Source organism: Klebsiella sp. 10, assembly GCF_018223925.1.
In the GTDB taxonomy this organism is placed as follows: Bacteria; Pseudomonadota; Gammaproteobacteria; order Enterobacterales; family Enterobacteriaceae; genus Klebsiella; species Klebsiella pneumoniae.
On the sequence record NZ_JAGRRB010000018.1, the window covers coordinates 179,022 to 190,494 of the forward strand.

Annotated in this window: 14 protein-coding genes; 7 read left to right on the plus strand and 7 right to left on the minus strand. The window is 56.9% G+C overall.

The annotated features are described in order from the left end of the window. Positions 1–220 precede the first annotated feature (220 nt). Entirely contained in the window at positions 221–904 is a 684-nt protein-coding gene (locus KHQ26_RS20870) for a TerC family protein (protein WP_020802083.1), read from the plus strand. On the opposite strand, the gene KHQ26_RS20875 is transcribed toward KHQ26_RS20870, so the two are convergent. After that, complete coding sequence (locus KHQ26_RS20875) at positions 861–974, minus strand: hypothetical protein (protein WP_020802082.1); 114 nt, start codon at positions 972–974, stop codon at positions 861–863. The two genes, KHQ26_RS20870 and KHQ26_RS20875, sit on opposite strands and share 44 nt — an antisense overlap. A 75-nt stretch (positions 975–1,049) precedes the next feature. Between KHQ26_RS20875 and cbpA the strand changes: the two genes are divergently transcribed. Both cbpA and cbpM read left to right on the plus strand, forming a co-directional pair. After that, positions 1,050–1,967 (plus strand): curved DNA-binding protein, encoded by a 918-nt coding sequence (gene cbpA, locus KHQ26_RS20880; RefSeq protein WP_002885338.1) that lies wholly within the window; start codon positions 1,050–1,052, stop codon positions 1,965–1,967. Continuing rightward, positions 1,967–2,272, plus strand: a complete 306-nt coding sequence (gene cbpM / locus KHQ26_RS20885; RefSeq protein WP_002885324.1) for a chaperone modulator CbpM — start codon at positions 1,967–1,969, stop codon at positions 2,270–2,272. The genes cbpA and cbpM overlap by 1 nt, the downstream gene beginning before the upstream one ends. Positions 2,273–2,645: 373 nt before the next feature. Here the strand turns inward: cbpM and KHQ26_RS20890 are convergent, their stop codons facing one another. The 5 genes from KHQ26_RS20890 to KHQ26_RS20910 form a co-directional block, all read right to left on the minus strand. Continuing rightward, the gene (locus KHQ26_RS20890; RefSeq protein ID WP_004186571.1) at positions 2,646–3,017 is read right to left on the minus strand and encodes a plasmid partitioning/stability family protein; all 372 of its coding nucleotides are present in this window, start codon (positions 3,015–3,017) and stop codon (positions 2,646–2,648) included. Positions 3,018–3,026: 9 nt separating this feature from the next. After that, positions 3,027–3,983, minus strand: a complete 957-nt coding sequence (parM, locus tag KHQ26_RS20895) for a plasmid segregation protein ParM domain-containing protein (protein WP_004177778.1) — start codon at positions 3,981–3,983, stop codon at positions 3,027–3,029. 147 nt (positions 3,984–4,130) lie between these two features. Beyond that, a complete protein-coding gene (locus KHQ26_RS20900) occupies positions 4,131–4,253 on the minus strand; it encodes a hypothetical protein (RefSeq protein ID WP_004146677.1) in 123 nt (40 codons plus the stop codon). Positions 4,254–4,258: 5 nt separating this feature from the next. After that, a complete protein-coding gene (gene melB / locus KHQ26_RS20905) occupies positions 4,259–5,674 on the minus strand; it encodes a melibiose:sodium transporter MelB (RefSeq protein WP_004218080.1) in 1,416 nt (471 codons plus the stop codon). 93 nt (positions 5,675–5,767) lie between these two features. Continuing rightward, complete coding sequence (locus KHQ26_RS20910; protein WP_004186565.1) at positions 5,768–7,120, minus strand: alpha-glucosidase/alpha-galactosidase; 1,353 nt, start codon at positions 7,118–7,120, stop codon at positions 5,768–5,770. 239 nt (positions 7,121–7,359) lie between these two features. On the opposite strand from KHQ26_RS20910, the gene melR reads away from it, so the two are divergent. Then, on the plus strand, positions 7,360–8,298 hold the full coding sequence (melR, locus tag KHQ26_RS20915) for a transcriptional regulator MelR (protein ID WP_020803542.1): 939 nt from the start codon (positions 7,360–7,362) through the stop codon (positions 8,296–8,298). A gap of 49 nt (positions 8,299–8,347) precedes the next feature. Here the strand turns inward: melR and proP are convergent, their stop codons facing one another. Further along, entirely contained in the window at positions 8,348–9,850 is a 1,503-nt protein-coding gene (gene proP / locus KHQ26_RS20920; RefSeq protein ID WP_004177782.1) for a glycine betaine/L-proline transporter ProP, read from the minus strand. A gap of 187 nt (positions 9,851–10,037) precedes the next feature. Between proP and KHQ26_RS26240 the strand changes: the two genes are divergently transcribed. The 3 genes from KHQ26_RS26240 to yjdN all read left to right on the plus strand — a co-directional run bounded on the left by KHQ26_RS26240 (position 10,038) and on the right by yjdN (position 11,393). Beyond that, on the plus strand, positions 10,038–10,307 hold the full coding sequence (locus KHQ26_RS26240) for a hypothetical protein (RefSeq protein WP_016831374.1): 270 nt from the start codon (positions 10,038–10,040) through the stop codon (positions 10,305–10,307). Between the two features lie 87 nt (positions 10,308–10,394). Continuing rightward, complete coding sequence (locus KHQ26_RS20925) at positions 10,395–10,730, plus strand: zinc ribbon domain-containing protein YjdM (RefSeq protein WP_004177783.1); 336 nt, start codon at positions 10,395–10,397, stop codon at positions 10,728–10,730. Between the two features lie 228 nt (positions 10,731–10,958). Then, on the plus strand, positions 10,959–11,393 hold the full coding sequence (gene yjdN, locus KHQ26_RS20930) for a VOC family metalloprotein YjdN (protein ID WP_004177784.1): 435 nt from the start codon (positions 10,959–10,961) through the stop codon (positions 11,391–11,393). The last annotated feature ends 80 nt before the right edge of the window (positions 11,394–11,473 follow it).

The following is an 11,473-nucleotide window of genomic DNA, read 5'->3' on the forward strand; positions in this document are numbered from 1 at the left end:
GGATCCTTGCGATAAGTGAACGGCAGGTGAGTCTGGGTGACAAAATATCACCCTTTTTCGCCGAAGCCTTGCCCAACGGCGCCTTGATTCGTAACTTTATTTTTCAGGCTCTCTCTTTCCCGCGCGATAGCGCAGGTCTGCGCCAGTGGTCAACGCGGCCCAGGCGGAGTACCCTGCGCAGCGGTTTTTCTTGCTCTTTTTTCAGGTGGTTTCTCTCGATATGTATGCATTTCTTCAACAATGGGACATGGCAGTGATTATGCTGCAGATTGTCGCCATCGACTTACTGCTGGGTGGCGACAATGCCGTGGTGATCGCCATGGCCTGCCGCAAACTGCCGCCGCAGAAACGCACCAAAGCGATCATCATCGGTACCGTGGGCGCCATCCTGGCGCGCGTTCTGCTGCTGGCGATCGCTTTGTATCTCCTGTCGCTGCCGTGGCTGAAAATAGTCGGCGCGCTGCTCCTGCTGTGGATTGGCATCAAGCTGGTCAGGAATGAGGAAGAAGAGAGCGAGGTTAGCAGCTCTGGCAGCCTGTGGCGCACCGCGATCACCATCACCGTTGCCGATGTGATTATGTCGCTGGATAACGTACTGGCGGTAGCTGCTGCGGGGAAAGGGCACATTGCGCTGGTCGCCCTCGGCGTGGCGATCAGCATTCCGGTTATTGTCGCCGGCAGCAAGCTGGTGCTGGTCCTGCTCACCCGCTTTCCCGCGGTGGTGCTGCTGGGCGGGATGCTCATCGGCTGGATTGCCGGGTCAATGCTGGTCAGCGACCCTACCATTCGCCGGCTGTTTCCCAGCGCCGGCGAGGGCACCGCGCGCCTGGCTGGCACCGTCGGCGCGCTGCTGGTGCTATTCACCGGATGGCGCCGCCGCCCACGGCCGCAGGCGAAAGACTAACCTTATCCACGGCGCCGTCGACCCCGACGGCGTCAAGTTTCCGCCACTTTTCTTCCCCGTCAGGGCGCATTTGCCCTACGCTTTATACTGACGCCTGTTCCAGGGAATATGTAACCACCGCACTGAGCATAGATGAGAAAAAATCATGGAATTGAAGGATTATTATGCCATTCTCGGGGTGCAACCAACCGACGATCTGAAAACCATCAAGACCGCCTACCGCCGCCTGGCGCGCAAATATCACCCCGACGTCAGTAAAGAAAACGATGCCGAAGCCAAATTTAAGGATCTCGCCGAAGCCTGGGAAGTCCTGAAAGATGAGCAACGGCGCGCCGAATACGATCAGCTCTGGCAGCATCGCAACGATCCCGGCTTCGGTCGCCAGCGACAGACCCACGAGCAGAGCTACAGTCAGCAAGATTTCGACGACATCTTCTCCTCCATGTTTGGCCAGCAGGCGCATCAGCGTCGTCGTCAACACGCGGCGCGCGGCCACGATCTGGAGATCGAAGTGGCGGTGTTCCTTGAAGAGACGCTGGCCGAGCAGACGCGCACCATCAGCTATAACCTGCCGGTGTACAACGTGTTTGGCATGATCGAAAGCGAAACGCCGAAAACGCTGAATGTGAAGATCCCCGCCGGGGTAGTCGATGGTCAGCGTATCCGCCTAAAAGGCCAGGGGACGCCGGGGGAGAATGGCGGCCCGAACGGCGATCTGTGGCTGGTTATCCACATCGCCCCGCATCCGCTATTCGATATTGTCGGTCATAACCTGGAGATCGTCCTGCCGCTGGCGCCATGGGAGGCCGCGCTGGGCGCGAAAGTGACGGTGCCCACCCTGAAAGAGAGCATTCTGCTGACGGTGCCGCCGGGCAGTCAGGCAGGGCAGCGACTGCGTATCAAAGGGAAAGGACTCGTGAGCAAAACCCACACCGGCGATTTGTTCGCCGTTATTAAAATAGTGATGCCGCCAAAACCAGATGAAAAAGCGCGTGAGCTCTGGCAACAATTGGCCGCCGCCGAAGCCAGCTTCGATCCGCGTAAGACATGGGGGAAAGCCTGATGGCTACAGTAACAGTGACGTTTACCATTACCGAATTGTGCCTGCGTACCGGGGTGTCGGAAGAGGAGCTGACGGAGATCGTCGGCTTAGGGATGATTGAGCCACACCAGCCGCAGGCGGACACCTGGCTGTTCGACGACAGCGCGGTGACGATCGTGCATCGCGCGGTACGCCTGCGTAACGAGCTGGAGCTGGACTGGCCGGGAATTGCGGTGGCGCTGACCCTGCTGGATGAGAACGCGCGGCTGACCCGCGAAAATCGCCTGCTGCAGCAGCGCCTGGCGCGCTTCCTCGCCCACGGATAGGGGCGACATCCCGGGTCGTGGCGTTCCGTCTTCGCGCCGGGTGGCGGCTACGCCTTACCCGGCCTACAAACGGCACTGGGCCCACCATTGCACTGGATCCGTAGGCCCGCGCGAGCGTAGCGCCGCCGGGCATGGCCCCAGCCAGGGAGCCGCCTGTATGCCGGGTGGCGGCTACGCCTTACCCGGCCTACAAATGGTACTGGACCCACCATTACACTGGATCCGTAGGCCCGCGCAAGCGTAGCGCCGCCGGGCATGACCCCAGCCAGGGAGCCGCCTGTTTGCCGAATGGCGGCTACGCCATACCCGGCCTACAAACTAAGCGCAGCGCAAGCCGGGGAGTTTCCCGGGTCGCGCAAACCGGGAATAGCGCTTAATCCGGTAACGAACCGGCGAGATTACGCGCGGAGACGCTCTCGCTCACCGGCGCGGGCGGCTCCGGCGCCTTAGCCGGGGCGGCTGCTGGCGCGGCTGCCGGGGCGGGAGAGGCCGGCTGGATCTCAAGGAACGAGGCCAGCATCTTACGCAGCGTTTCCGGTTTAGTATCTTCCGCCAGCAGCGCCGCCAGCATCGACGGTAAGCGGCTATCGACTTCCCCTAACGCTAGCCCCGCCAGCAGCGCGGTACGCGACATATCGCCGCGGTCGCCACGGTGATGGGCCTCAATTTTTGCGTCCGCGAAGCGCTCGCTGGCGCTGATATCCGGGCGCAGGTAAATCAGCACTTTTCTGCGATCCAGAGTCATAGACGCTCCTTAACCAATAATTTTCAGACCACGCACCAGGGCAAACTGCGGCTCTTCAGCCACCACGAAACGATCCTCGCGCAGACCCATCCGTTCACGAATGGCGTCGGCAACCAGCGGCGCGCCGCCGCCAATGACGATCGCGTGCGAATAGCCTTTAAAGCTATCGATGGCCGTCAGGACACGCGTGGTCAGACGTTCGATACTGTTATTGATCACCTTCTTCACCTCAGAAACCGCATCCGGATCGTTGATGTTGTCGGTCAGGTATTCTTCGTCGTGGCGGTTGATGATTATCTGGTCGACGTTATAGCTAGAGGTGTCGGTATTCGCCCGGGCCAGCGCCAGCTTAACGGCGTCGGTCACCAGCGATACGCCCAGCTTCGGGTCGCCGTAAATGCGCGAAACCGAGGTCATCTGCCCGGCGACCATTGAAATATCCAGCGTGGTGCCGCCAAGGTCGATAATCAGCACCGAATGCGACGGTTTCAGCTCATCACACAGGCTAATGCCCGCCGGAATCGATTCCGGGCGCACGGTAACTTTAGTGATATTGAACACCACGCCTTTATTCAGTTTAACTTCGCGCAGCAGGCTCTTTTTCTTGCGCTCAATATTGTCGAGGCGATATTGCGCATCTTCATCATAAAATTCGGTCAGCGGCAGGGTGACCACAATTTCAACATCCTGTGGCTCAAGACCGCTGGTCAGCAGCGCATGATGGACAGCGATGGAGTTCAACGGGCTATATTGCCAGTCAATGTTATTGGTTGGGAGCGCATCGGGAGTGATCAGGTCGAATGAGTACTTTTCATCATCCACCGTGTAGTTAAAAGGCTTCCCCGAACCGAAGGTGGCAGACCAGCCGCGTTTAAAACTGTTGGGGCTGATATGGGTGAAAGTTTCGCCATCTTGCTCCCACAGCATTTTGATATTGGTTGAACCATCATCGATAAAAATGCGCATTGCATTGCTCCATCACTGAGACAAATAAGAGAAAAATGTAAGACCCAAAAAGAGTAGCAAGAGTTAAAAAGCAGCGCAAGAGCACGAAAAAGAGACAATTCTGAGTTTTATTTGAGAACAATCGGAGAAACAAACAGTCCAGAACGCTCAAAAAGAGAAATAATTGAGATAAAATAGAGAACTACAGTTTTCTCTTTCTGTCTTTTTAAGACACTGTTTTTTGCTCAAAAAGAGAGCATCCCTCCCCTCTTTCGTCAGCGGTTTTCGCACGCTTTTTACACCTGATTGGGTACCACAATCGGCCGTTCCGGCTCGACGTCATTTTCCGGTACCCGGCGATATTTATCCAGCAGGTGAATCTGAATCCGTCGCAGCATATCGCCATTCAGTTTGTAATAACGGAAATAGAGAAACAGCGTCAGAGCAAAAAAGAGCGTCGGCAGCGCAATCATAATCGCCTGCATCCCCAGCAGCGTGTGGGGCGACTGCACAACATTCGGCACGTAACCGATGATACCGAGCACGATAGCGATAAACCAGGCCGCAAACGCCGAACCGGCTTTGACTACCAGCGTTTGAACGGAATAGGCGATGCTTTCGCAGCGGATATTCATCGTATATTCGCCATAGTCGACGGTATCGGCCACCATAATAACCTGCAGCACCCAGAACAGCGCGGTGCCGATATTCAACAGCACCCCGGCCAGCGAAATCAGCGCGATGTTGTAAACGCCGCCCAGCGCCATCAGCAACAGCACGCCGCAGCCCAGCACCGGCATGATCGAAGCACCCGCCCACAGAATGCGCCGCGACAGCCCTTTCACCAGTCGTGGGAACAGGATCAGCGTCAGCAAATTCGCCGCCCCGGCGTAGGACATGTAATACGGGAACATCTCCGCGCTGCCAATCACGTAGGTAAAGTAGTAAATCGCAAAGCCAGCGATAATGTTCGCCGCCGTGTTATAGGCCAGCGCCATGCCTAACAGGCAGGCCAGCTGATCGTTTTTATAGATCAGCGCCACCATCTGGCGCAGTGAGAGGTGGCTGGAGTCTTCGCTCACACCACTGTCGGAGGAGTAAACCTCATGCACGTTGCGCAGGGTGACGAGGGTGGAAACGACGAAGAAGGCGATCAGCACCAGAGTGAACATCTGAAAACCGAAACCGCGATCGGCGCCGCCGACGGCGTTGACGAACGGCAGCGTGACGCCGGCCGTGACAAATCCCGCCAGACTGGCGAAAAAGCGCGGGTAAGGCACCAGCTGCTCGCGTTCGCGTTTATCGAGGGTAATGGTCGGCACCAACGACCAGAACGGCACATCCATGATGGTGTAAGTGAAGCCCCACAGCAGGTAGGTTAGCCACACCCACGCCAGCAGCGCCCCGCCGCTGAAATGGTGGGCGCTGAACAGCATATACAGCACCACCGAGTTGGTTATCGTGCCGATCAGGATCCACGGTTTGAACTTTCCCCATCGCGACCGCGTACAGTTAACGATCCATCCCATAATCGGATCGGCTATCGCATCGAGGATCCTTGCCACCAGGAACAAGGTGCCAACCACCCCGACCGATAAGCCAACAATATCGGTGTAGTAATACATCAGGTACATGTAGACGATACCGATAGCGAAATCTTTACCAAAGGCACCAAATCCGTAGCTGAGCTTTGTTGTCATTGAAATACTCATAGGGTCCAGGTCGCTGTCGCCAGCGCCTCCTTTAGCGTTTGATAGAGCGTGACAGGCACCGCCGGGTTCGTTGCCCCCGGCGGCATAAGAGGATTAACGGTGCAGCCAGGCCGGCAGCCAGTCGCCGTGGCTGGCGATCAGATCGTCCACCAGCGCGTAGATCTCTTCGATCCCCAACACCGCGGCGGTGTGCGGATCCATCATCGTGGCGTAATAGACGTAATCGCGATTTTCAGTGAGGATCGCCTCCGTCAGCAGCGTCTGCACGTTGATATTGGTCTGCATCAGCGCCGCCAGATGCGCCGGCAGCGCGCCCACTTTGGTCGGCTGGATGCCGTTGGCGTCCACCAGGCAGGCCACTTCCACACAGCAGCCCTGTGGCAGGTTGTCGATGAGATTATCGTTGCGCACGTTGCCGTACACCACGCTTGGCTCGCCGGTCCAGATGGCGTTCATGATGGTGCTGGCATATTCGCGGGAGGGTTTCACCTCAATGCGCTCCCCGCGCTTATAGCTCTCCAGCTCCTGATGCCAGTTGGCCAGTTGCTCGACGCAGCGTTTAGGGTATTCATCCAGCGGCACTTTATAGCGAGCGAGAAGGTCATCGCGGCCCGGCTTGATAAACCATGGCGTGTATTCCGCGAAATGCTCCGAGGACTCGGTGACGAAGTAGCCCAGCTTTTTGAGCATTTCATAGCGGACGATGTTTTCGCAGCGCGGGTTGCCGTGCAGGTTCGGTTTCGGCGCCCGCCCGTCGGCGTAGGCCTGTAGCAGGTCGGGGTAGATACTGACGTAGCTGCCGTCCGCGAGCTTTTTCTCCAGCGACAGATAGAACGCCATATGGTTAATCCCCGCGCAGCGGTAGCGTAAATCCGCCGGATCGAGATCGAGGTCGCGCGCCAGCTCTTCCGCTGTGCCTTGCACCGAGTGGCACAGGCCAACCTGCTTGATATGCGGGTAGCGGGCGTACATCGCCCAGGTGTTCATCGCCATCGGGTTGACGTAGTTAAGCATGGTGGCGTCCGGGCAGACCTCGCTCATATCGTCGCAGATAGCCCACAGGTGCGGGATGGTGCGCAGCGCGCGCATAATGCCTCCCGGCCCCAGCGTATCGGCAATGGTCTGCTCCAGGCCGTGGCGCTTGCAGACTGCAAAATCGGTGACGGTACAGGGCTCATAGCCGCCAATCTGGAAGGCAACGACGACAAAATCGGCGCCCTGCAGGGCGGTTTTCCGGTCGCGGTGGCAGCTGATTTCGCCGTTCGCGCCCACGGAATCCATCAGCTTGCGCACCACGATATGCGACTCTTCCAGCCGGGTTTCATCGATATCCATCAGCGCGATATGCGCCGATTTCAGCGCCGGGCGCTGGAAAACATCACCGAGAATATTTTTGACGAACACCGTCGAACCGGCGCCGATAAAAGTAATTTTTGGGGCAGACATCACGCACTCTCCATCAGGTCATTGAACACTTGCAGAGTGGCACGCCGCTCCCCGCTGCGCTGCCCTGTTCCCGCCGGAGCATTCCCGAAAGCTCAGATCGGCCATTAAGCGCCACAAAATCTGAGATTTCGGGAACAGATTGAGCAAAAAGGAGAGAAAATGGGCCGATTCTTCCGCTAAGCTGTCGTCAGCTCTGGCGAAAAATGCAGCCACTCTGACAATTCAGGAATACGCTAACGATGGAACACCGCTTCACCTCTCTGCCCCCCGATCCCTTTATGTGCAGCAGCGACGAAAAGCAGAGCCGCAGCCCGCTGGCGCTCTACTCCGAGTATCAGCGTATGGATATCGAACTGCGCCCGCCGCACGCCATGCCCACCAGCCACTGGCACGGCCAGGTAGAGGTTAACGTGCCGTTCGATGGCGACGTGGAGTATTTGATTAATAACGAAGTGGTGCGCATTGAGAAAGGCTATATCACTCTGTTCTGGGCCTGTACGCCGCATCAGCTGACCCGCCCCGGCGATTGCCAGCAGATGGCGATATTCAACCTACCGATGCATCTGTTTCTCTCATGGCCGCTGGACCGGGAGCTTATCAACCACGTCACCCATGGGATGGTGATTAAATCCCTCGCTGCGCAGCAGTTGAGCGCCTTCGAAGTGCGCCGCTGGCAGCAGGAACTGAGCCACGAGAATGAACAGATACGCCAGCTGGCGATCGATGAAATCGCCTTGATGCTGAAGCGGCTGAGCCTCGCCGGCTGGCTGCCGATTCTGGTCAATAAAACCTCACGCACCCACAAGAACAGCGTCTCGCGCCACGCGCAGTTTTATGTCAGCCAGATGCTGGAGTTTATCGCTGCCCACTACGACCAGGCGCTGACCGTCAATGCCGTTGCCGAGCACGTGAAGCTCAACCCGAACTATGCGATGGGGGTCTTTCAGCGGGTGATGCAGCAGACCATGAAGCAGTACATTACCGCCATGCGTATCAATCATGTGCGGGCGCTGCTGAGCGATACCGACAAGACCATCCTGGATATTGCCCTTACCGCCGGTTTTCGCTCCAGCAGTCGCTTCTACAGCACTTTTACCCGCTACGTGGGCATGCCGCCGCAGCAGTACCGTAAACTCAGCCAGCAGCGGCGTCACGGCCTGGCCTTGCCGAAGGCATAAAAAATGCCGCCGGGGTTTCCCCAGGCGGCATGATTAACAGTGAAAACGGTTAGTCGTTGATACGCGGATGCTGCTGCACCAGGCGCGACCGTTTTGCCTGCAGATCGGCGATCTCCTGATCGATATCTTCGATTTTTTGCTCGATGTTATCGTAGTGCTCGCCAAGGATTTCTTTCGCTTCCTGGATATCCGACGCCGCCGGGGTCGCCCCTTTCAGCGGACGGTTAGCCGTCTCTTTCATCGACAGGCCCGTCGCCATACCCACCACCGCGATAACCATCAGGTAGTACGCCGGCATCATCAGGTTTTGGGTGGTCTCCACCAGCCACGCCGCCAGGGTTGGCGTCAGACCGGCAATCAGCACCGAGATGTTAAAGGCGCTGGCCAGGGCGCTGAAGCGGATGTGCGTCGGGAACATCGCCGGCAGCGAGGAGGCCATCACCCCGATAAAGCAGTTCAGCACCACCGCCAGCAGCAGCAGGCCGGCGAAGATCAGGCCAGTCACGTTGCTGTTGATCATAATGAAGGCCGGGATCGACAGGGCAAACAGCGCCACGCTACCAATCAGGATAAACGGGCGACGGCCGAAACGGTCGCTGAGCATACCGATAACCGGCTGTACAAACAGCATCCCGACCATGATAGCGATGATGATCAGCACCCCATGATCTTCCGAGTAGTGCAGGTTATGCGACAGATAGCTCGGCATGTAGGTCAGCAGCATGTAGTAAGTCACGTTGGTGGAAATCACCAGACCGATACAGGTCAGCAGGCTACGCCAGTGCTTGGTGGCAATCTCTTTAAAAGAGACCTTCGGCCCGTCCTGCAGTCCTTCACGGTCGCCCTGCTCCATGGTGTCAACATGCTGCTGGAACGCTGGCGTCTCTTCCAGCGCATGGCGCAGGTAGAGACCAATGATACCTAACGGTAGCGCCAGGAAGAACGGGATACGCCAACCCCAGTCGAGAAAGTTCTGTTCGCCCACCACGCTGGAGATGAGAACCACCACGCCGGCCCCCATCACAAACCCGGCGATGGAGCCAAAGTCCAGCCAGCTGCCCATAAAGCCGCGCTTGCGGTCAGGAGAGTATTCCGCGACGAAGATCGACGCCCCGGTATATTCACCGCCAACCGAGAAGCCTTGCGCCATTTTACACAGCAGCAGCAGGATCGGTGCCCAGATACCTATCGTGGCATACGACGGAATAAGGCCGATACAGAAAGTACTTATCGACATGATCACGATAGTTATCGCGAGAATTTTTTGCCGACCATATTTATCGCCCAGCATCCCGAAGAACAGGCCTCCTAACGGACGAATTAAAAATGGTACGGAGAAGGTACCCAGCGCGGCAATCATCTGCACGCTTGGGTTGGCATCGGGGAAGAAGACTTTACCTAAGGCGTAGGCCACAAAGCCGTAGACGCCGAAATCGAACCACTCCATCGCGTTGCCCAGGGAGGCCGCGGTGATCGCCTTTTTCAGTTTACCATCATCGATGATGGTCACATCCTTAAGGGTGATGGGCTTTATTTTTTTCCTTTTAAGCATATTTTTCCTCTGCTACTCCGCCTTGAGTGCACGCCTCTTCGCCGAATGGCAAGGCCATTCGCATCGTGCGTCAGGAGCGGTGAATTGCTGTGCTCCTCATTTCAAGCGTAGCAGGTTTGCCTGCACTGTCTGCTGACAGAATGTACAACCGAACCTGTTGACGCCTGCTCTGGCTACTGGTGAATAAATGGAGCGGCTCATCGTGATGCTTGATGAAATTGACCTGCTCCCCTTTTTTACCCTAACAGTGTTTATATCTGCGATCAACTTCACAGAAATTTACCGCCTCATTACAGAGTGTCGGAAAATAAATAAGTTCATTTCCTGCCGATCGCGCGGAAATTATTTCGTCGATTTTGCTCCACTTCGGGCGGTTAATTTCAGCGTTTATTCGCTTCTTTCCGGAATAACACCACGGCTATTTTTTAGCAAAAAAACACCCGACAAAAGTGGGTGATTGCGCTATAATCATACCCACTTTCGGCTCTCAGCCGCTGTTTAAAGGACCAACGTCCTGTTTTTCGACGATATCATGAGGAGCGTCATGCAACTGCCACACTGCCCAAAATGCGATTCGACTTACACTTATGAAGATAGCGGCATGTACATCTGCCCGGAATGTGCCCATGAGTGGAACCCTGCCGAGGCGACGGAAGAGAGCGACATTCTGATCGTTAAAGATGCCAATGGCAATTTACTGGCCGATGGCGACAGCGTTACCGTCGTGAAAGATTTGAAGGTTAAAGGCAGCTCTTCGATGCTGAAAATCGGCACCAAAGTGAAAAATATCCGTCTGGTCGAAGGCGATCACAATATTGACTGCAAAATTGACGGTTTTGGTCCGATGAAGCTCAAATCGGAATTTGTGAAAAAGAACTGATTTAATTTCGGGTAGGCGGCACGATTATTTTTTCACATAACCGTCGCCGCACCCGATATCCTGGTGGCCGTTTGTCCACCGGCGCATCCTGTTATTTCCCTCGCCGGCAACCGCTATTTACACTGTCGCCTGCCGTCATATTTCAGCGCCCCTTTTCGCCCTGCCGTCTGGCTCAATCGCCTGCCGGGCGACTACGCTTTACGGGTTACGGTCACTGAGGTATTCACCATGTCCTTAAGTCCCTACCTTGCCTTTGCGGGCAACTGCGCCGAGGCGATCGCCTTCTACCAGCAGACGCTGGGCGCGGAGCTGATGTTTAAAATGACCTTTGGCGAAATGCCGCCCGCGGCGCAGGAAGCGTCAGACGGCTGCCCGTCTGGCCAGAAGATGGCGGATGATGCTATCGCCCACGCCAGCCTGCGCATCAATAATGGCGAGCTGATGCTGAGCGACAGCGCCTTCGGGCCCGATGTGCATTACGCCGGCTTCACCCTCGTCCTCGATCCCAGCGATGTCGCTGAAGGCCAGCGCTGGTTCGACGCGCTGGCTGTCGGCGGGCGCATTGAGATGGCCTGGCAGGAAACCTTCTGGGCCCACGGCTTCGGCAAAGTCGTCGACCGCTTTGGCGTCCCCTGGATGATCAACGTGGTCAAACAAGGCTGACGCCCCCAGGGCGGCCCGGCCGCCCTGTCATCCGCCTGGCATCAACTCTTCATCCTTTAGTCATCGTCACTTAACCGAAA

Coding starts and splice junctions, on each gene's coding strand:
- KHQ26_RS20870 (WP_020802083.1), top strand. CDS start 221: ATGTATGCATTTCTTCAACAATGGGACATGGCAGTGATTATGCTGCAG.
- KHQ26_RS20875 (WP_020802082.1), bottom strand. CDS start 974: ATGCGCCCTGACGGGGAAGAAAAGTGGCGGAAACTTGACGCCGTCGGG.
- cbpA (WP_002885338.1), top strand. CDS start 1,050: ATGGAATTGAAGGATTATTATGCCATTCTCGGGGTGCAACCAACCGAC.
- cbpM (WP_002885324.1), top strand. CDS start 1,967: ATGGCTACAGTAACAGTGACGTTTACCATTACCGAATTGTGCCTGCGT.
- KHQ26_RS20890 (WP_004186571.1), bottom strand. CDS start 3,017: ATGACTCTGGATCGCAGAAAAGTGCTGATTTACCTGCGCCCGGATATC.
- parM (WP_004177778.1), bottom strand. CDS start 3,983: ATGCGCATTTTTATCGATGATGGTTCAACCAATATCAAAATGCTGTGG.
- melB (WP_004218080.1), bottom strand. CDS start 5,674: ATGAGTATTTCAATGACAACAAAGCTCAGCTACGGATTTGGTGCCTTT.
- KHQ26_RS20910 (WP_004186565.1), bottom strand. CDS start 7,120: ATGTCTGCCCCAAAAATTACTTTTATCGGCGCCGGTTCGACGGTGTTC.
- melR (WP_020803542.1), top strand. CDS start 7,360: ATGGAACACCGCTTCACCTCTCTGCCCCCCGATCCCTTTATGTGCAGC.
- proP (WP_004177782.1), bottom strand. CDS start 9,850: ATGCTTAAAAGGAAAAAAATAAAGCCCATCACCCTTAAGGATGTGACC.
- KHQ26_RS26240 (WP_016831374.1), top strand. CDS start 10,038: ATGGAGCGGCTCATCGTGATGCTTGATGAAATTGACCTGCTCCCCTTT.
- KHQ26_RS20925 (WP_004177783.1), top strand. CDS start 10,395: ATGCAACTGCCACACTGCCCAAAATGCGATTCGACTTACACTTATGAA.
- yjdN (WP_004177784.1), top strand. CDS start 10,959: ATGTCCTTAAGTCCCTACCTTGCCTTTGCGGGCAACTGCGCCGAGGCG.